At 58.6% G+C, this 17995-nt stretch carries 20 protein-coding genes; 7 read left to right on the top strand and 13 right to left on the bottom strand.

Annotated features, from left to right (window positions below):
* Window positions 1-52 precede the first annotated feature (52 nt).
* On the bottom strand, window positions 53-2020 hold the full coding sequence (locus VL547_RS15490) for a BatD family protein (protein ID WP_325579401.1): 1968 nt from the start codon (window positions 2018-2020) through the stop codon (window positions 53-55).
* 100 nt (window positions 2021-2120) lie between these two features.
* Complete coding sequence (locus tag VL547_RS15485; RefSeq protein WP_325579399.1) at window positions 2121-2822, bottom strand: SDR family NAD(P)-dependent oxidoreductase; 702 nt, start codon at window positions 2820-2822, stop codon at window positions 2121-2123.
* A gap of 82 nt (window positions 2823-2904) precedes the next feature.
* Between VL547_RS15485 and VL547_RS15480 the strand changes: the two genes are divergently transcribed.
* A complete protein-coding gene (locus tag VL547_RS15480; RefSeq protein WP_325579397.1) occupies window positions 2905-3600 on the top strand; it encodes a YjjG family noncanonical pyrimidine nucleotidase in 696 nt (231 codons plus the stop codon).
* A gap of 37 nt (window positions 3601-3637) precedes the next feature.
* Here the strand turns inward: VL547_RS15480 and VL547_RS15475 are convergent, their stop codons facing one another.
* On the bottom strand, window positions 3638-4246 hold the full coding sequence (locus tag VL547_RS15475; protein WP_325579395.1) for a superoxide dismutase: 609 nt from the start codon (window positions 4244-4246) through the stop codon (window positions 3638-3640).
* Window positions 4247-4285: 39 nt separating this feature from the next.
* Window positions 4286-4726, bottom strand: coding sequence for a nucleoside deaminase (locus VL547_RS15470; RefSeq protein WP_325579393.1), 441 nt, complete (start codon window positions 4724-4726; stop codon window positions 4286-4288).
* Window positions 4727-4762: 36 nt separating this feature from the next.
* Between VL547_RS15470 and VL547_RS15465 the strand changes: the two genes are divergently transcribed.
* Window positions 4763-6127 carry an aldehyde dehydrogenase gene (locus VL547_RS15465; protein ID WP_325579391.1) on the top strand — a complete coding sequence of 455 codons (1365 nt, stop codon included), beginning with the start codon at window positions 4763-4765 and terminating at the stop codon, window positions 6125-6127.
* Here the strand turns inward: VL547_RS15465 and dusB are convergent.
* Window positions 6124-7173, bottom strand: a complete 1050-nt coding sequence (dusB, locus tag VL547_RS15460; RefSeq protein WP_325579389.1) for a tRNA dihydrouridine synthase DusB — start codon at window positions 7171-7173, stop codon at window positions 6124-6126. The two genes, VL547_RS15465 and dusB, sit on opposite strands and share 4 nt — an antisense overlap.
* A gap of 110 nt (window positions 7174-7283) precedes the next feature.
* On the opposite strand from dusB, the gene VL547_RS15455 reads away from it, so the two are divergent.
* The 5 genes from VL547_RS15455 (at window position 7284) to VL547_RS15435 (ending at window position 10762) form a co-directional block, all read left to right on the top strand.
* Window positions 7284-8126, top strand: coding sequence for a CPBP family intramembrane glutamic endopeptidase (locus VL547_RS15455; RefSeq protein WP_325579387.1), 843 nt, complete (start codon window positions 7284-7286; stop codon window positions 8124-8126).
* Window positions 8101-9012 carry a phosphatidate cytidylyltransferase gene (locus VL547_RS15450; RefSeq protein WP_325579385.1) on the top strand — a complete coding sequence of 304 codons (912 nt, stop codon included), beginning with the start codon at window positions 8101-8103 and terminating at the stop codon, window positions 9010-9012. Before VL547_RS15455 ends, VL547_RS15450 begins: the two co-directional genes overlap by 26 nt.
* Window positions 9013-9029: 17 nt before the next feature.
* Window positions 9030-9686: a phosphatidylserine decarboxylase family protein gene (locus VL547_RS15445; RefSeq protein WP_325579383.1), complete on the top strand. Its 657-nt coding sequence runs from the start codon at window positions 9030-9032 to the stop codon at window positions 9684-9686.
* A 252-nt stretch (window positions 9687-9938) separates the two neighbouring features.
* A complete protein-coding gene (locus VL547_RS15440; protein ID WP_325579381.1) occupies window positions 9939-10262 on the top strand; it encodes a metalloregulator ArsR/SmtB family transcription factor in 324 nt (107 codons plus the stop codon).
* 8 nt (window positions 10263-10270) lie between these two features.
* Window positions 10271-10762, top strand: coding sequence for an SRPBCC family protein (locus VL547_RS15435; protein ID WP_325579379.1), 492 nt, complete (start codon window positions 10271-10273; stop codon window positions 10760-10762).
* Here the strand turns inward: VL547_RS15435 and yidD are convergent.
* The 8 genes from yidD to VL547_RS15395 form a co-directional block, all read right to left on the bottom strand.
* Window positions 10744-10974 (bottom strand): membrane protein insertion efficiency factor YidD, encoded by a 231-nt coding sequence (gene yidD / locus VL547_RS15430; RefSeq protein ID WP_325579377.1) that lies wholly within the window; start codon window positions 10972-10974, stop codon window positions 10744-10746. The two genes, VL547_RS15435 and yidD, sit on opposite strands and share 19 nt — an antisense overlap.
* On the bottom strand, window positions 10971-11339 hold the full coding sequence (gene rnpA, locus VL547_RS15425; protein WP_325579375.1) for a ribonuclease P protein component: 369 nt from the start codon (window positions 11337-11339) through the stop codon (window positions 10971-10973). Before rnpA ends, yidD begins: the two co-directional genes overlap by 4 nt.
* Before the next feature lie 83 nt (window positions 11340-11422).
* A complete protein-coding gene (gene rpmH, locus VL547_RS15420) occupies window positions 11423-11578 on the bottom strand; it encodes a 50S ribosomal protein L34 (RefSeq protein ID WP_133991124.1) in 156 nt (51 codons plus the stop codon).
* Between the two features lie 153 nt (window positions 11579-11731).
* Window positions 11732-12250, bottom strand: a complete 519-nt coding sequence (locus VL547_RS15415) for an OmpH family outer membrane protein (RefSeq protein ID WP_325579371.1) — start codon at window positions 12248-12250, stop codon at window positions 11732-11734.
* A 27-nt stretch (window positions 12251-12277) separates the two neighbouring features.
* The gene (locus VL547_RS15410) at window positions 12278-12793 is read right to left on the bottom strand and encodes an OmpH family outer membrane protein (RefSeq protein WP_325579369.1); all 516 of its coding nucleotides are present in this window, start codon (window positions 12791-12793) and stop codon (window positions 12278-12280) included.
* 14 nt (window positions 12794-12807) lie between these two features.
* A complete protein-coding gene (locus VL547_RS15405) occupies window positions 12808-15573 on the bottom strand; it encodes a BamA/OMP85 family outer membrane protein (protein ID WP_325579368.1) in 2766 nt (921 codons plus the stop codon).
* Window positions 15574-15707: 134 nt separating this feature from the next.
* Window positions 15708-16496, bottom strand: a complete 789-nt coding sequence (locus tag VL547_RS15400; RefSeq protein WP_325579366.1) for an isoprenyl transferase — start codon at window positions 16494-16496, stop codon at window positions 15708-15710.
* Window positions 16497-16669: 173 nt separating this feature from the next.
* Window positions 16670-17995: SusE domain-containing protein (locus VL547_RS15395; RefSeq protein ID WP_325579364.1), on the bottom strand; the 1326-nt coding region annotated here is incomplete at its 5' end.

Here is a 17995-nt window from a genome sequence, read left to right as displayed (position 1 = left end):
ACCCCACCCCGCCTCGTGGGCTTGCTGAGCATGCTGGCGTCAGTTATTCGGATTAGTCTTTGAGCCCGTGCTCGAACCGCTTCTGGAGGCGCTCCGCGACATCCAGGCTGCGCTGCATGTCGGCGCCGGTGTGGATGGGGGCGTAGAGGGACAGCTCGCATTCTTCGAGCAGCCGGCGCACCTCTTCGGTGACAAACGGACTAAAACCCTTTTGCTGGAGGCGCTGTAATACCAGCGCCTTGTCCCGTTCCTGACCCAGTTCGAGGCGCTCGCGCAACATCCCCCAAAGACCGGCGTTCAGTTCCCGGTAATAGGCACCGCTATTGCCATCGCGGAGCTGGTGACGCGCGGCTTCCATCCAATCCCGGGTCTGGAATGTAGTGATGGCGGCGGGGGCGATGTAGGGCTGGGGCTGGGACGCCATTTCGGCGGTCCTACGCATAGGTGCGTTGTCGGCGCCGGCGGCAGCGGCTATGGGTCCGGTGGTTTTGGGCGTTGGTTGTTGCACGACCGGTTGGGATTTTTTGCGGCGGCTCAGACCGAGGAGCACGATGAGCGCCACGACCGCCGCTGCGGCAGCCCATATCCAACCCGGCGTATGGCGTTCGCGCTGGTTTTGGACGACCGCGCTGTCCGGTGCCCTGTGCCCGCCCGGGCCGGGCAATACGTCCAGCAACAACGGGGCGGTGGAGTCGGTCTTATAGGTCGCGGTCTGCGGATCGAAGTAGGAAAAACGCACGCCCGGCAGCGTATACTTTCCATCCCGGCCGGCGGTGAAGGCATAGGAAAATATCTTCCGGCCCTTGATCGGTGAGATGGTCTGGTCTATCTGTTCCTTGGCGGCGGGATCGAAGGCTTCCAACCCATCCGGCAGGCGCATGGACGGGGCATTAATCAGGGGGAGGTTCCCACTCCCGGTCAGGACCAGCTGAAGCGTGTCGGTCTGGTTGGCTTTTACGGTGGTACTCGTCAGGTTTGCCTGGAGGGTAAACTGACCCACGGCTCCCGTAAAATCGAGCGGCTTGCCGGCGTCCGGGAGCGGCTTTACGTGGATGGTGATGGGTGCTGTCGTGAGGTTGAGGGTGTGTTTTTCCGGGACACCCGAGACGCCTTCCTCGTCACCCCAGAAATCCCGCATCATCTGGTCGAAAACGGAACCGGCGGGCGCCTGCTGGGCCTTGGCGGCGGGTTTGCCTTCCCTGAAAAAGGTGATATTGTTGTCGATCTCCACGGGTTCTATGGTCAGGTCCCCGCTTTGCAGCGGGTATAATTGCGCCTTGCGGATGAGGTAGGTGTTGAAAGGCCGGCCTCCCAGGACTTCCCGGGACACCGAACCCTGTTCGGGTTGCACCATTTCGAAGACCGAGAACCCGCTAAAGGACGGCCGTTCCGCTACCTTCGAATCGGATTCCAAACGGGAGTACAGCTTGCACGTCGCCACCACGGGTTCGCCGACATAGACGGTATTACGGCTGGCGTTCATCTTCAGGATCATGTTGTGGCGGATCTTGTCCTCCGCCTTTTCGCCCTTGCGCAGGAACTGGTCCCCATAAGCCTCCCTGCCCGGGAAGGGGTCCGCGCTCATGGGCGGCATCATGCTTTGGAAAGGGCTCTGTGGGGCTGTATTGCCACCCACGCTACCCTTTACGATCTCGATGGTGACACTGTTGGAATGCACCGCCTGACCGTTCAGCTGCGCGGTGGCCGGACCGATCGTGAACTTGCCCAAGCCGGAAGGCTTGAGGTAAAAGCTGACCGAGTAATACCGGCTGGCGTTCCCGTTGATCAACTGAAAACCGCTGGTATAGGACGGCCCCTGGACCACCTGGAAGGGACTGAAATTCGGCGGCGCGAATTGGTCCACTTCCGAGACGCCGTCCAGGGTGAAGTCGATCTCCACGACATCCTGGTCTCCCGCCACCTTCGGCGAAACCTTTGCCGTAAAGGATGCCTGGGCTGACAGGCGTTGGGCCGCGGCCAGCATCAGGAAACAAAACAAGGAGAACCGTATGGGTGTCATGACGAGGGACAAATTTAATAACCACGGCTCAAAAATGGTGTTAAAGGTCGGCGGCCCAGGCGCCGGCGGCGGGGCATCGGCACGCGGCGCCGGCGGGGGCTCACAGGTCGCCCAGCTGGGGCCTCATGATAATGTCCTCCACCGTTGCCTGCGGCGATAACATCGCCGCCGCGTATACCATACGGGCCACATCCTCAGCCTTCATGATGCGTTCCGGCGCCACGCCGGACCCGTCCCAGGAGGCGGTCCAGGCGGCGCCGGGGCATACGGCCGTGACCTTGATCCCGTGGGGTTTCATGTCCTCCCGGAGGTTTTTGGAAAACCCCAGGAGGGCGAATTTGCTGACGCTATAGGCGCCTCCGTATTTGTAGGCCTGGAGGCTGGCGATGGAGCAGATGTTGAAAATATGACCCTGTCGCCGGGCCATCATCGGCGGCAGGAGGGCCCGGGTGAGGTGATACGCGCTGTATACGTTTGTCGTCATCATCTCTTCGAGGGTCCCTTCGGGCTCATCGTACACGTTCCCCATCACGAACCGCCCCGCGTTGTTGATCAGGATATCCACCGGACGGCCTCGTTCCAGCGTCCAGCGGCCAAACGCCTTTGCGTCGTCCGGTTTGCTCAGGTCCGCGGGTTTCGCGTCTACGGTTATACCCGGGTAAGCCGTACGGAGATGGCTGGCCGCTTTATCCAGGTCGGCCGCGCCACGGGCGCACAGTGTCAGTGAATGGCCGCCTTGGGCGAATATTTCTGCAAAGGCAAGGCCGAGGCCTTTCGAGGCGCCGGTAATTACTACATTCATCCAGCTCAGGTTTAGACCGCGCGGCGTCCGCCGCCGGGCGATTTTGCCGCGGAATCTCCGCTTTGCGCAGTAGATTGCGGCTATGCAATATCGGCACATTTTCTTTGACCTGGACCATACCCTGTGGGACTTCGACCTAAACGCCAAGGAGGCGCTGCTGGAATTGTTCGACCGGCTTGACCTGCCTTCGGAAGGTATCACCGATTTCGACGCCTTTTACCGGTGTTACCTGCACCACAACCAGGTCCTGTGGGACCGCTATCACCACGGGCACATCAGCAGCGAAGAGCTGAAATGGAAACGGATGTGGAGGACGCTCCTCGACTTCAAGATCGGGAGCGAGCCGCTGGCCCGTAAAATGAGCGCCACCTTCCTGGAGCTCCTGCCGGAAAAACAGAACGTCTTTCCCTATACCTTCGAAATCCTCCGCTACCTCCGGGAGAAAGGATACCTGCTGCACCTCATCACCAACGGCTTTGAACAGGTGCAGTGGCGCAAGCTGCGGAACAGCCGGCTGGACGACTATTTCGAGGAGGTCATCACGTCGGAGCGGTCGGGGAGTATAAAACCGCAGCGCGGTATCTTCGAGTTCGCCTTCCAATTGACCGGAGCGACCGTTGCCGATAGCATCATGATCGGCGATAACCCCGACGCGGACATCCAGGGCGCGCTCAATATGGGGATGCACTGCATCTTCGTAAACCACATCGACTCAAAAGAAGAGGTGCCGGCTACGTATAGCATCCGGCACCTCAAAGAATTGGAGTCGATATTGTAGCGCGCGGCGCCCGGGTGGGCCGCGGCGCGCCCGGGGCTTAGTGCCCCGCTTTCGCGTAGTGCTCGGCGACCTTTGACCAGTTGACCACGTTCCAGAAAGCCTTGAGGTATTCCGGGCGACGGTTCTGGTACTTCAGGTAATAGGCGTGCTCCCATACGTCCACCCCGAGGATGGGCGTACCCTTGACTTCCGCCACGTCCATGAGGGGGTTGTCCTGGTTGGGGGTGGAGGAAACTTCGAGCTTGCCGTCCTTTACGATCAGCCAGGCCCAGCCGCTGCCAAAACGGGTGGCGCCGGCGGTGCTCAGTTTTTCCTTGAAGGCGTCGAGGGACCCGAAGGTGCCCTTGATGGCGTCGGCCAGCTTGCCTTCGGGCTCGCCGCCCGCATTGGGCGCCAGGATTTCCCAGAAGAAGGAGTGGTTCCAGTGACCACCACCGTTGTTCCTGACGGCAGGGCTGATCGTACCGGCGGTTTTCACCAGCTCTTCGAGGGACTTGCCGGCGTGGGGCGTGCCGTCTATGGCTTTATTCAGATTGTCGACATAGGCCTGGTGGTGCTTGTCATGGTGTATTTGCATGGTCTGCGCATCGATGTGCGGCTCCAACGCGTCGAAGGCGTAAGGCAAAGGGGGAAGTGTGAACGACATAGATGTGTATTTAGAGATTATATCCTCAAAATTAGGGCCTCATCGCTTACCCTGGAAAAAAGACTTCATTAAGCCTGCACAATCCGCCGCCAGGACGTCCCTGGTAAGCGCCGTTTTCGGATGGAAGGGGTTATTCTGCCCACATACGTGCCGGTATCCGTTCTTGTCGTCGGCCGCGCCCTGCACCACCCGCCCTATTTTGCTCCAGTAGAGCGCGCCCGCGCACATCAGGCAAGGCTCGACGGTCACGTACAGGGTCGCCTCCGGGAGGTACTTACTGCCCAGGAAGTTGAAGGCGGACGTGAGGGCGATGATCTCCGCGTGGGCGGTGGGGTCGCTGAGGCGCTCCACCTGATTGTGGCCGCGGGATATGATACGGCTGCCTATGGTGATGACGGCGCCGACCGGGATCTCTCCGTCGGCGTAAGCGGTCCGTGCCTCGGCCAGAGCCATGCGCATAAATTGTTCGTCCTGATCCATTCCGGGCCTTTGGCCGAAGGTACTTACTTTTGACCCATGCACGTTCCCCTGGAATCCATGCGCGCCTGGTACGACACCGGGCAAACACGTCCACTGTCCTTCCGCAGGGCCCAGCTCCTGCGTTTGAAGGAAGCCCTGCGCGCGCACGAGACCGAGCTGCTGGACGCCCTCCACCGGGACCTGCACAAAGCGCCCGCCGAAGCCTACGCCACGGAATTGGGACAGGTCCACCAGGAGATCACCCACACCCTGCGCCACCTCAACCGCTGGGCGCGGCCCGAGCGCCGGCCCACCCCGCTCGCCTTCTTCCCTTCGTCGAGCGTCGTCCTCAAAGAACCGCTGGGCGTGGTACTGGTCGTCGCGCCCTGGAACTATCCGCTGATGTTGTTGCTATCGCCGCTGGTGGGAGCGCTGGCCGCGGGTAACTGCGTACTCTGTAAACCCTCCGAACTGGCGCCCGCGACCGCCGCGGCGCTCGAGCGACTCCTCACCGGCCTTTTCCCACCCGAATACGTCGGCGTCCTCCAGGGCGACGGGGCCGCGGTGCTGCCCTCCTTGTTGGAACGGGCGCGCCCCGACCATATTTTTTTCACCGGCTCCATACCCGTCGGCAGGGAAATCCTCCGGCTGGCGGCGCCGGGCCTGATCCCCGTCACGCTCGAACTGGGCGGGAAGAGCCCGCTGATCGTCGATAAGGACGTACCGCTGACCATCACCGCGCGTCGCATCGTACAGGGCAAATTCATCAACGCCGGGCAGACCTGCGTTGCGCCGGATTACCTGCTGGTGCATGCGGCCATCCGCAACGAGCTGGTGGAGGCGCTGCGTGCGGCGATCCGGGAATTCTTTGGCGACGATCCCTCCGCATCCCCCGACTATGGGCGAATCATCAATCAGCGCCGCTACGAGAGGTTGCGGAACTACCTCTCGCAGGGCCGCGTGCTGTGTGGTGGCGCCGCCGCGCCGGAATTGTACATCGCGCCCACGCTCATGGACCAGGTCTCCCCGGAGAGCCCCCTGATGCAGGAGGAAATTTTCGGGCCGATCCTGCCCATATTTACGTATGCGTCAAAAGAGGAGGCCCTGGCCTTTGTGCGCACCCGACCCTGGCCGCTCGCGCTCTATGTGTTCAGCGGGGACCGCACCTTCACCGATTATTTCGTGCGGGAAATACCCTTTGGCGGCGGCTGTGTCAACAACACGCTGGTCCACTTTGGCAACGCGTCCCTGCCCGTCGGCGGTATCGCGCTCAGCGGCCTCGGGCGATACCACGGGGAAGAGAGCTTCCGCACCTTTACGCATTACAAGTCGATCACGCGCACGGGCACGTGGCTCGATCTAAAGCTGAAGTATCCGCCGTATGGCGGCAAGCTGAAGCTGTTCAGGAAGTTTTTCCGCTAGAGCGCCGCGCAGGACGACTCCGCCACCTGGCTATCGGAGAACCCGACGAGGTGTCGCTCTGCGACAAACCCCGAGTAGCGCACGCGAATCTCCTCCAGCACCGAGACGACCGCGTCGTAGTCCGCGGCGGTAACGAGCCGCGTGCGGAAATCCTTGATGTGCGGAAGACCCTTCAGGTAATTTCCATAATGCCTCCGCATCTCCAGGATGCCGAGTACCGGACCCTTCCAGGAAACCGACCGCGACAGGTGCTGCATACAAACGTCTACGCGTTCATCGATGGTGGGCAACGGCAGTAATTCGCCGGTGGCCAGGTAGTGCTTTATTTCGCGGAAGATCCATGGGTAGCCGATGGCGGCCCGGCCGATCATGAGACCGTCGACGCCGTAACGGTCCAGGTATAAACGGGCCTTCTGGGGCGAATCGATGTCCCCGTTGCCAAAGATCGGTATGTGGATGCGGGGGTTGTTCTTGATTTTGCCAATGAGCGTCCAGTCCGCCTCGCCTTTGTACATCTGCGCGCGGGTGCGGCCGTGGATGGTGAGGGCCTTGATACCCTCGTCCTGGAGGCGCTCGGCGACCTCCTCGATGTTGATCGAAGCCTCGTCCCAGCCCAAACGCGTCTTGACCGTAACGGGCAGGTCGGTGTTCCGGACGACCGCGCGGGTGAGACGGACCATGAGGTCGAGGTCTTTTAGTACACCGGCGCCGGCGCCTTTGGAGACGACCTTTTTGACCGGGCAGCCAAAATTGATATCCACCAGGTCGGGCTGGGTAGCCGCGACGATCTTCGCGGAAAGACCCATGGCCTCTTCGTCGCCTCCGAATATCTGGATGCCCACCGGGCGCTCGAATTCAAAAAAGTCGAGCTTCTGGCGGCTTTTGATGGCGTCGCGGATCAACCCCTCGCTGGAGATGAACTCGCTGTACATGAGGTCGGCCCCACTGGCCTTGCACACCGCGCGGAAGGGCGGGTCGCTTACGTCCTCCATGGGCGCGAGCAACAAGGGGCTATCCGGCAGCGTAATCGGTCCTATTTTCACCATCATTCAAAGTTTGCCATTCACAACTCAATGGCGCGCGGGCGCCAAAAATTTTGAAGGCGCGCGGGCGCGCCTAAAAAGCTGTAAATTTACGCCTTATTTCCCTTATGCCCATGCGCCCCATCCTTGGCGATAAACCCCTTTGGATTCAGTGTATCCTGCTTGCCTCCCTGCTCATCCTTTTTATGGGTGTCATGGGCGCGGTGTCTCTCCTCATACCCGCACAAGCACTTCAGACTCAAGCGATGGTGGAATCCCTTGGCTTCGAGCTGCTGGTATCGCTGACCTTTGGCGCCCTGATTTACAGCCATCCCTTCCGGGAAACCGGTTTTACACCCGCTTCCAGCCATTGGTTTTATCTTCTGGCGGCTACGGTCGTGCTGGCCGCCGTCCCCGTGACGCAGGTGTTGGACCAGTGGAACCAGAACCTGCACCTGCCGCACGCCCTGGCCTCCACGGAGAAATGGATGCGCGACACCGAGGCGTCGCAGGACAAAACCATCGACAAGCTGTTATACATGCCCAACCCCGGTTACCTTATCGCGAACCTTTTTGCCATGGCGTTGTGTACGGCCATCGGCGAGGAGGCGCTTTTCAGGGGGGTCGTGCAAAAAATACTGATCCGCGCCACGCGGAACATCCACGTGGGCGTTTGGCTGGGCGCCGTCTTTTTTTCCGCGATGCACTTCCAGTTCCTGGGGTTTTTCCCCCGGGTGGTGCTGGGGTTGGTGCTCGGTTACCTGTATGTCTACAGCGGCAGCCTTTGGCCCTCGATCGTCGCCCACTTCGTATACAACGGCTCGCAGGTACTTTATTTCTATGTCCATCCTTCATCGACCGGTGGCGCGGCGATACCGCCCCTATACGGCCTGGTCAGCACGGGTCTCGTGCTGGCCGGTTTTGTCTGGATGAAAAATTTAAACTCGTTGCATGGCCCTGAACGTCGCCACCTTTAAGACCCGGACGCTGTCCGCCCTCGTATTTGTCGTGATCATGGCGGCCGGTCTTCTTTGGAACCGCTGGTCTTTCTTTGCGCTCTTTACGCTCATCCATTTCGGCTGCTGGTGGGAATACCTGAAGCTGATGGGAAGGATCGACCCCGGGTTCAGGACCATACACCCAGGGTGGCGTTTTGGCTTCCCGCTGATTGGCTGGGGCGGCATGTGGTGGGCTCTTCATGGCATACCCGAAGCGGCCGACGGCCTTTCCTTCGCCGGCTATGTCGGAGACGGCGTGCTGTCGGCGGGCGCCTTGCTGGTGGCCGCCGGCACCGTACTCCAACCGAAGGGTGCGGGGCGCAATTTCTGGTATGCGCTGGCGGGGCTGGCATACATCTCGCTGCCCTGGTTCCTGATGATCCTCTTCCACGGGGCGGGTGACGAGCTCCTGTCGATGACGCACCTCTTTGGCGGATCGCCCACCTTGTATCAAACGATCGCCTATCCCGCGGCGCTGCCCTGCATACTGATCTTTTCCATCTGGATCAACGACACGATGGCGTATATCGTGGGATCGTTTGTGGGACGCACGCCGTTTTCTCCGGTATCCCCAAAGAAGACCTGGGAAGGAACGGCTGGGGGCGCCCTATTGTGCGTGGGCGCGATGACGCTGCTGGGACGCTACGTGGGTATTTACCAGCCCGCGGTATGGATCGGCTTTTCGACGATAGCCGCGGTCGTGGGTACCGCGGGTGACCTCCTGGAGAGCAAACTCAAGCGCCTGGCGGGCGTCAAGGACAGCGGGAACATCCTGCCGGGGCACGGCGGATTCCTGGACAGGTTTGATTCGCTGCTGCTGGCGACGCCCGTCGCGTATGCCTATTTTTTGATCCTGGGCATGTGATTCCTTACCTTTGCGGCATGACGATCCACCGAGAAGGTTACCCCTCTATTGCGATCAGCGCCGTGCTGTTCATCATCATTAACCTCCTGTCGTTTGCGTTCATCAGCGCACACATACCGATCCTGGCCTGGCTGATCTTTTTGGTGACCCTTTTCCTGCTGCTTTTTATGATCTCGTTCTTTCGGATACCGAACCGAAAGCTGACGATCAACCCCGCTGAAGTCATCTGCCCCGCGGATGGTAAGGTGGTCGTCATCGAAGAAACCGACGACGTCGAGTATTTCCACGACAGGCGTATACAGGTTTCGATCTTCATGAGCCCCGCCAACGTACACGTCAACCGCAACCCCATCAGCGGCGAAGTCGTTTACAACCAATACCACCAAGGCAAGTACCTGGTCGCCTGGCATCCCAAATCCTCCACCGAGAACGAACGCCATTCCGTCGTCCTGACCAACGACCGCACCACCATCCTGGTCAAGCAGATCGCCGGCGCCTTGGCCAAGCGCATCGTCAATTACCTCAGCATCGGCCAAAAGGTCGAACAGGGCCGCGAACTCGGATTTATCAAGTTCGGCTCGCGCGTGGACGTCCTCCTGCCCCCCGGCACCAAAATCAACGTCCACATCGGCCAAGTCGTCCAAGGCGGGGTCACCGTACTGGCTACGGTTTGATCGCGTTCATGCTGCTGCGCCCCACTCCCACGACGTGCCGCGCTATTGTCTCACGCCCTGCCGCACGTCCGGAATAGACGAGGGGTCCCGCCCTCTTTTTCCCTCGTCTATTCCGGGCGCTTAAGCGCGCGGGTAGCAGGTGGCGGTCGGCGCTCGAGTAGCGGTTGGCGGGTAACGGATAACGGTTGGCGCGCCGAGGTAAGATTTGGAGGACGCGAAAATTATACCTAACTTGTAACCGAATAGTTACCCATGGACCTAAGAAGGGACGTATTTCAGGCGATAGCCGACCCCACCCGCCGGGAAATCATTGGTTTGCTGGCCCGCAAAACGTTGACGTTGAATGGGGTCGCGGAGAATTTTACGGTGAGCCGGCCGGCCATTTCGAAGCACATGAAGATTCTGGCGGAGTGCGGGCTCGTGGACATCCGGCAGCAGGGACGGGAGCGCTATTGCGCCGCCAACCTGCAGCGGTTGAAAGAAGTATCGGAATGGACGGACCAGTACCGGCAGTTCTGGAGCGCCAAGCTGGACCAGCTGGAGCAGTTCCTGAACGAGAACAAAGACAATAAATAATCAAGCATATGGCCTTCCTACCAGGAAGCATCCTCCGCCAGGGCGATGCTTATACGCTCCGCTTCGAAAGGCATCTGCCCCATCCCGTCAAAAGGGTCTGGACCGCGCTCACCGAGCCGGAATACCTCGCCAAGTGGATGGCACCGGCAACCGTCGACCTGCAACCGGGCGGGGTCTTCATTTTGGACTTCGCGCACGACCCCAAGGTAATGGAAGGCAAGATCACGCGGGTGAGGGAATACGCGCTGCTCGAATATACCTGGGGCGGGGACGTCGGTCCGCGGTCGCTGGTCACCTGGGAATTGTTACCTCAGGGTCCCGAGGCCTGTCTGCTGGTGCTGACCCATTCCAAACTAACCGAGGACGTACAGGGCTTTGGCGCGGGTTGGCATACGCACATCGACCTCATGGCCGAGGTACTGGATGGGACAAGGGACGAATTCACCTGGGATGACGATTGGTGGAGAAGCAAGCTGCCTGACTACGGTACAGGGTCATAACCATGACCGCCCCAGGGATGACAGCGGGAGATGCGCCGGATAGCCAGCCAGCCGCCTTTCAGGGGACCGTACTTCTTGAAGGCCTCCAGGGCGTAGGCCGAGCAGCTGGGGGTGTACCGGCACTTCGGGCCTATCACCGGGGAAATGGCCCACTGATACAGCTTGATGAGCAGGATAAAAGGAAGGGACAATATGTACTTCAGCGTCTTCATGCCGTGCCGGCGCCCGGTCTCAATCCATGTAGCTTCCTCAAAATTACACCAATCCTGGTCATCATCTCCGCCTGGGTCGGCAGATCCTTCCCCGTGAAGATGATAAATGCCTGCAGCCCTGGCAGGGGCTCCTGCTGGAGTCGCCAGGCTTCGCGCAGGAGGCGCTTGATACGGTTCCGGTCCACGGCCCGCTTGAAGTTCCTTTTGGGCGCGCCAAAACCGATCAGCGTCGCGCCATCTCCTTCCCAATGGTAAAAGACCTTCAGCGGAAACGCATTGAACGACTTCCCCGACTGGAAAAGGGCTTCGATCCGTTTCCGGCTTTTGAGGCGCTCGGCGCGGGTATATCGGCGTGGCGTGGACATATGGGAAGGACGCGTCCCGGAGGGGGCTCAAAGGAAAAAAGGCGGGCATGAGCCCGCCTTAAAATATGGTAAAAAGCAAAATTCTATTTCAGCCGCGAGTCGTCGGAGACGGTCAAGCGCTTACGCCCTTTCGCACGCCGGGAAGCGAGTACCTTGCGCCCGTTAGCCGTTTGCATACGCTTACGGAAGCCATGCACGGTCTTACGACGACGCCTGTGGGGTTGGAATGTTCTCTTCATTTTTAACGAACTTCAAGAGTTTAATAATCAGTTTCTTACGGAAGCCACCATGCTACCGTTCCCGGTGAAAGGAGGGCAAAGGTAATAAATAAAATTGAAAAACCGGGGCGCAAACCCCGGTTTATGCTATAAAATCTTATCTGCCGTTTCTCACTATTTGCCTGCAGCGATACCCAGCTTCGTCTTCACGAGGGGCAGGATGTCGTCGCTCGGGGGATAGACCCAGAGGTTTTCCTTACCCATGATGTAGGTATAGCCTTTTTCCTTGGCTACTTCCTGGATGGCTTCCATGGCCTTTTTCTGGATGGGGCCGTATACTTCCTGTTGCTTCAGGCTCAGCTGTTGCTGGGCGTCCTGGTTGTAGTTCTGGAGACGGTTGGCGAGCTCCTGGATGCCACGGGTTTCGAGGTCCTTCTTGGCCTGGCTCATGGCCGTGGAATCCTTGATATAAGCCGCGTAACGGGTTTGGAGTTCCGCCTGGATGTCTTGCTGGGCCTTGGCCAGACCATCACGGTATTGGGCGATGGTGGTATCTGCCTTTTTAGCCTCGGGCATGGAAGCGATCAGCTCGTCCATGCTGATATACCCGATTTTTGTTTGCGCCTGCACTTTCACTCCCACCAGTGTCGAAAGACCCATGACAAACAGCGTGGCAAATAAAACTTTTTTCATTTTTCGCTTTTTATTGTTTTGATTGGTTTACAATTTAACCCCCAAAGTCCTTAACACATCGTCACTTTTGTCCAGTTTGGGGTCGGCAAATATAACGGTAATTCCTTCACTTTTGTCCAAAATAAAGTCATATAACTTCGAAACCGCCAGTTTCTGGATCGCGTCGTAGACCTTGTCCTGGATGGGTTTTATCAGCTCCTGGCGCTTCTTGAAAAGATCGCCTTCGAAGCCGTAACGCTTCCGTTGCAAGTCCTGCAGGTCCTTGCCCGCGTTGAATATCTGGTCCTCCCGTTTTTGCTTAAGGTCGTCGCTTAACATGACCTTCTCTGCCTCGTAATCGCTGCGCAGCTTGTCCAGCTGTGCGGATTTCTGGTCGATTTCGGCCTGCCACAGGTTAGAGATGTCATCGAGCTGTTTCTGCGCCTTTTGGTATTCGGGCAGCTTGCTCAGGATATACTTGGTGTCGATCACCGCGTAGCGCTGGGCCTGGACGGCGCCAAAGCACAGCCCAAGACAGAGGAAGAGACAAAGGAAGTGTCGCATATTAGCAAATTACACTATTCCGGTTCATAACCCAGCATGAAGGTGAACCGTCCCGCATTCCTCAGACCCTGGCCCGGTTGTAGGCGATCAAGACCAATACCATAGTCAAAGCCCAGCAAACCGAACATCGGCAGGAAGAACCTCATCCCCAGACCCACCGAACGCCGGAGCGTAAAGGGATCGTAGTGCTGGAAGTCGTACCAACCGTTGGCGGCCTCGAAGAAGCCAAGGCCATAGATCGTGCTGGTCGGGCTCAGGCTGAGCGGATAGCGCAGCTCGAACACGTATTTATTGAATATGGTAAAGAGCTGGTTGGGATTGACCGTCCCGGTCGAGCCGTTGTCGGGGTTCACTTTCGGATCGGAGCTGTAGTAAACCGGGTAACCGCGCTGGGAAATGATGTCATACCCCAGGATGCCGAAGTTGTTGGTCAGCCCCGCGTCACCAAGCTGGAACCTTTCAAACGGAGAAATCGGCAGTTTATTACTGTAGCGGCCCATATAACCGAACTTACCGGCGATGTGGAGGACGAACTGGCGGTTCTTGTCCTCGCCCCGGCCGACACCCAGCGGGATGAACCACTCTGCGTTCAACCGCCACTTGTGGTATTCCACCCAACGGTATTTATCCTCGATCGAGGTATAGTTATCCGGGTTGTTCCCCAGCTGGGAGAACGGCGGCGTGGCCTGTACGCTCAGCATCAGGTTGGACCCGTTGTGCGGGAAGGTCGGGTTGTCGACGTTGTACCGCGCCAGCGTCAGCTTGACGTTGACGTTGTTGGACGTACCGGTGGCCATGTCCGGGAAGTACCCGTAGTAGCTCCGCAGCTCGTATACGTTGTAGTTGAGCGCGTACGTCAGCGTGAAGTATTCGTCCGGCCAGCGGAGCGCCTTACCCAGGGCCACGCCTACGCCCAGGATGTTGAGGTGGGACGTATCGCTGTGGTTGGTGACGTAGCTGCCGGTGGCGTAGTTGTACGCGTAAGCGTTTGAGTAGCGGGTATTGTAGAGACTAACGGTAAGCGAGTTCCGTTTCTTCCCGCCAAACCAGGGTTCGGTAAAGGAAAGGTTTTCCGCGCGGTAGGACTTCCCGTTCGCCTGGACGCGGGCGCTCAGCTTCTGACCGTCACCGGAGGGCAGCGGATCCCAAGCCTTCTTGTGGAAGATATTGCTGAGCGAAAAGTTGTTGAAGGTAACCCCGAGGGTACCGGTCAGACCGATGTTCCCACCCCAACCGGCGGACAATTCCAGCTGGTCGGAGGACTTCTCTTCCACGGAATAATTGATGTCCACGGTCCCGTCCTCGATGTGGGGCACCGGGGTGATCCCGATCTTTTCCTGGTTAAAGAAGCCCAGGTTGGCGATGGTGCGGTTGTCCGCGATGACCGCGCGCCGGCTGAACTTATCCCCGGGCACCGTCCGGAGTTCCCGGCGGATGACGTATTCCTTGGTTTTGTCGTTGCCGCTGATGTTGATGTTCTTGATGGTGGCCTGCGGACCTTCGACTATACGGACTTCGTAATCGATGGTGTCATGCTGGACCCTGGTTTCGACCGGGTCGATACGGAAGAACAGATAGCCGTCATCCATGTACAGGCTCTTGATGTCCCCACCCTCGGGCGAAGGCTCGACCCCCAGTCGCTTGTTGAGCGCGGCCAGGTTGTACAGGTCCCCCTTGTGGATGTTCAGGATCAGCGTCAGCACGGAATCGGAATATTTGGTATTGCCCTTCCAGGTGATGTCGCCGAAATAGTACTTGTGCCCTTCGGATAACTTCAGGTCCACGTTCATGGTACCCGGAGACGTGAAGTAGGTGGTATCCGCGAGTATGGCGGCATCCCGGTAACCGACCGAGTTATAGTAGGCGATGATCTTGTCCTTGTCTTCTTCATACTTGCTTTGGCTGAACTTGGCCGAGGTAAAGAGCTTGAACCGGACGTAGGGGTCCATGAATTCCCTTACCTTGGTCGGGATCAGGAAGTCGTAGTTGTGTACGAAGTCGTGGAAGGTGATACCGGGGCGATAACCGTAGACGGCGCGCTTGGGAACGGGGAACAGCGTCAGGCGGCTCATTTCGTGGGTACCTTTCATTTTGGACATCAGCTTCTGGTCGCTCGCGTTCTCGTTGCCAAAGAAGTTGATATCGTCGATACGGACCTTGGGACCCTTAGTGATGTAGAACGTCAGGGTTTCGAAGTTCTTGGCGCCGCCCGGGTCGGCTTTTTCCTCGATCCGTACGTCGGCGCTCTGGAAGCCCTTCTCGGTAAAGAATTTCTGGATGTTCTGGATGGCCGTCAGCTTCATGTCCTCCGTGACTACGCGGCTGCGGACGAGACCCGTTTTGGGCTCCAGGTCCTCGGACTCACCCTTGCGGATACCCTTGAAATAAAAGTTGGACAGACGCGGCCGCTCCTGGACCTCGATCTCGATCCAGATGTTGTGCCCTTCCAGGCGGGTGATGTAGATCTTGGCGTTGCTGAAGAGGCGTTGTTTCCAGAGGTTCGAGAGGGCCTTGCTGAAGGAATCCCCTCCGGGGATCTTGACCACGTCGCCAACGCTCAGGCTCGAGACCGAAAGCAACAGGGATTCATCGAGGTACTTGGCGCCGGACACCTTGATGCCGGCTATGGTATATTCCTTTTGGATTTTCGAGTTGAAGATATTCTGCAATTCAGGATTTACCGAAGCAGGGAGGGTATCTGTCGTTTGCGCCCGGAGGCTGGTGAAGAAAAATGTCGATAAAATAAACCCTGCTAGCGAAATCCTACAAAAACGTTGCATCCAGTTTGAATTTTGTGAATTGGCCCTTGCTTTTTCCGCATTACATTATTAAAAAATATGCTATATCCTCCCCAGAACAATTCCCTCCTAATAAGCATGGGCGGCAAATTAAGGGGAATTATTAAAACGCTTTGTTAAAACCTCCCTTCCATCGAATCCTTGGAAATAAGGCTCGTAGGCTCTTCTGCGATCTGTTCACTGGTTTTGCCAAACCGCCTTTCCCGGTTCTGGAAATCCAGGATCGCCTCGTACAAATTTTCCTTCCTGAAGTCCGGCCAGAGCGTACCCGTAAAGTACAGCTCGGCGTACGCCAGCTGGTAAAGAAGAAAGTTACTGATCCTGTATTCCCCGCTGGTCCTGATCATCAGTTCCGGGTCGGGAATACCGCTGGTGCATAGGTAGCTCTCGAGCAGAGCAGGGTTGACCGATTCGGGGTCTACTTTACCGGCTTTTACGTCCCGGGCGATGGCCTTTACCGCGCTGACGAGCTCCCAGCGGCTGCTGTAGCTCAGGGCCATGATCAGGTTGAGGCCGGTATTCGCCCCCGTTAGCTCCATGGCTTCCTGCAGTTCATGCTGGGCCGATTCGGGGAGCATTTGCATGTCCCCTATCATGTGAAGCTTGATGTTATTTTTGTTGAGCGTATCGACCTCCTTACGGATGGTGTCGATGAGCAGCTCCATGAGCCCGTTGACCTCATAGGCCGGCCGGTCCCAGTTCTCAGTGCTGAAAGCGTAGAGCGTCAGGTATCCGATCCCCAGCTCCGCACAACCCTCCACGATTTGCCGTACGCTCTCCACCCCATGAAAATGCCCGTACAGGCGATCCTGCCCCTGTTCCTTGGCCCATCGGCCATTGCCATCCATGATGATGGCGATGTGCCGGGGCAACCGCTGTTTATCAATTCGTTCCAGGAGGCTCATGACGGCGTTTATCGCATTTGAGGGGGCGAAGTTACAAAATTATAGGACAGATAGCGGCCACGGCGGGGGGCAGATGTAAATTTTTGATTATCAATAAAAAACTGGTGACGGCCGCAAAACAAAAGCCCCGCCTTGCGGCGGGGCCTTGAGGCAATCAGGGCCTCAACCAACTGCTATTGTACAATAATGGTATAGTATCCTGCGGCCGCCAGCGACATGGTGACGGTGTGCGTCCCCGCGGTGACGGGAATGTTCCCGCCCCCGTTGGAGGTCATGCTGCCTCCGGGACCACCGGTGCCCAGGCTCAGGGTCCAGGCGGCGTTGGCCCGTACCTTGAAGCCGCCCGCCGAAGCGGCGGTGATGGTGCCCGTCCAGTTGTTGTTGGTCGAGCTATAGGTCATGACCACGTCGGCATTCCAACTGTTGAAGTCACCGATGAGCCCCCACTGCGTGATCTTGGTGGCGGACCAGGTAAGGGTCTTGGTATTGGCCTGGAGCCAGTACCAACCGGTAGAGGGGATGTTCATGTTTTGTCCCGAAGTGCTCATCACCCCTGACATGCCCGCCGCGGCGGTATCGCCATAGGCGGTCCCGTTCCAGTCGGCTTCGTTGGTCAGCTTGAAACCGCCGGTGGTGGTGATGTTGACGTAGCCCTCGTAGCTGCCGTCCTGTTTGACGGCGGCCATCATCGGGGCGCTGGAAGGCGTCCAGCTCTGGTAGTCGCCGGGGACCCACAGGTTGTCATAGAGCTGCGACGGCGTCAGGGTAAAGATCCCCGTCTGGAAGTTGACGGTGATCGTATAGACGCCGCTGGTGGCGGGCGCCGGGATATCGGAACCGCCGCTGGAAACGTACTGGAAGGCGCCGCCCTTGCTAAAGTCGCCGGACGCGGCCACGTTGTATTTGGTCGACCAGTCGCCGTTGACGGGCAACAGGTCATAGGCGCCGCCCGCGCCCAGGTAGAAATTACCCGTGTAGGTCACCGAGTCCTTTTGGGTGAACTGCTGGTAGACCGTATCGACCGGGTTGGACCAGCCGCCCGCGGTGGCGCTGCCCACGATGTACAGCTTACCGCTGGTGGGGGGCTGTACCTTGGGAGGCGTTTTGTAGGGCGTAACCTGGATCGTCAGGACGTTCGAGGTGAGCGGGTCGTTGTTGTTCGCGTAGGAAGAGATCACGCGCACCTCGATGCTGTATGGCGTGTTGAAAGAGCCGCCCATGCCGAGCACCACGTCGTTGATCTGTTTGGAGGTAAGGGTATCGCCCAGCATGCCGGGCGTTGCCTGGAGGATCACCGGCGCCACGAAGTTGTGTCCCGCTGAGTCGATCTGGATCGTAAACGCCGCGGGACCCGGGAAGGGCGCGGGGTATTTCGGGTCCGTCCAGCCGAAGATCAGCGCGGTCGAGAGGGAATCCGACGGCGTCTTGGCCACCGAAGTGGCGGAAGCCGTGAGGGTGGGCGCCGTGCCGGCTTTATAGGTCGGGTTGGTCATCTTGGT

Origin of the sequence: Dinghuibacter sp., assembly GCF_035492835.1 — a bacterium.
Taxonomy (GTDB): domain Bacteria; phylum Bacteroidota; class Bacteroidia; order Chitinophagales; family Chitinophagaceae; genus Dinghuibacter.
This window is presented reverse-complemented; position numbering and strand designations above follow the sequence as displayed.

Bases quoted from the DNA above. Each gene is read 5' to 3' on its own strand.
- VL547_RS15490 (WP_325579401.1), bottom strand. From the start codon at position 2,020: ATGACACCCATACGGTTCTCCTTGTTTTGTTTCCTGATGCTGGCCGCG.
- VL547_RS15485 (WP_325579399.1), bottom strand. From the start codon at position 2,822: ATGAATGTAGTAATTACCGGCGCCTCGAAAGGCCTCGGCCTTGCCTTT.
- VL547_RS15480 (WP_325579397.1), top strand. From the start codon at position 2,905: ATGCAATATCGGCACATTTTCTTTGACCTGGACCATACCCTGTGGGAC.
- VL547_RS15475 (WP_325579395.1), bottom strand. From the start codon at position 4,246: ATGTCGTTCACACTTCCCCCTTTGCCTTACGCCTTCGACGCGTTGGAG.
- VL547_RS15470 (WP_325579393.1), bottom strand. From the start codon at position 4,726: ATGGATCAGGACGAACAATTTATGCGCATGGCTCTGGCCGAGGCACGG.
- VL547_RS15465 (WP_325579391.1), top strand. From the start codon at position 4,763: ATGCACGTTCCCCTGGAATCCATGCGCGCCTGGTACGACACCGGGCAA.
- dusB (WP_325579389.1), bottom strand. From the start codon at position 7,173: ATGGTGAAAATAGGACCGATTACGCTGCCGGATAGCCCCTTGTTGCTC.
- VL547_RS15455 (WP_325579387.1), top strand. From the start codon at position 7,284: ATGCGCCCCATCCTTGGCGATAAACCCCTTTGGATTCAGTGTATCCTG.
- VL547_RS15450 (WP_325579385.1), top strand. From the start codon at position 8,101: ATGGCCCTGAACGTCGCCACCTTTAAGACCCGGACGCTGTCCGCCCTC.
- VL547_RS15445 (WP_325579383.1), top strand. From the start codon at position 9,030: ATGACGATCCACCGAGAAGGTTACCCCTCTATTGCGATCAGCGCCGTG.
- VL547_RS15440 (WP_325579381.1), top strand. From the start codon at position 9,939: ATGGACCTAAGAAGGGACGTATTTCAGGCGATAGCCGACCCCACCCGC.
- VL547_RS15435 (WP_325579379.1), top strand. From the start codon at position 10,271: ATGGCCTTCCTACCAGGAAGCATCCTCCGCCAGGGCGATGCTTATACG.
- yidD (WP_325579377.1), bottom strand. From the start codon at position 10,974: ATGAAGACGCTGAAGTACATATTGTCCCTTCCTTTTATCCTGCTCATC.
- rnpA (WP_325579375.1), bottom strand. From the start codon at position 11,339: ATGTCCACGCCACGCCGATATACCCGCGCCGAGCGCCTCAAAAGCCGG.
- rpmH (WP_133991124.1), bottom strand. From the start codon at position 11,578: ATGAAGAGAACATTCCAACCCCACAGGCGTCGTCGTAAGACCGTGCAT.
- VL547_RS15415 (WP_325579371.1), bottom strand. From the start codon at position 12,250: ATGAAAAAAGTTTTATTTGCCACGCTGTTTGTCATGGGTCTTTCGACA.
- VL547_RS15410 (WP_325579369.1), bottom strand. From the start codon at position 12,793: ATGCGACACTTCCTTTGTCTCTTCCTCTGTCTTGGGCTGTGCTTTGGC.
- VL547_RS15405 (WP_325579368.1), bottom strand. From the start codon at position 15,573: ATGCAACGTTTTTGTAGGATTTCGCTAGCAGGGTTTATTTTATCGACA.
- VL547_RS15400 (WP_325579366.1), bottom strand. From the start codon at position 16,496: ATGAGCCTCCTGGAACGAATTGATAAACAGCGGTTGCCCCGGCACATC.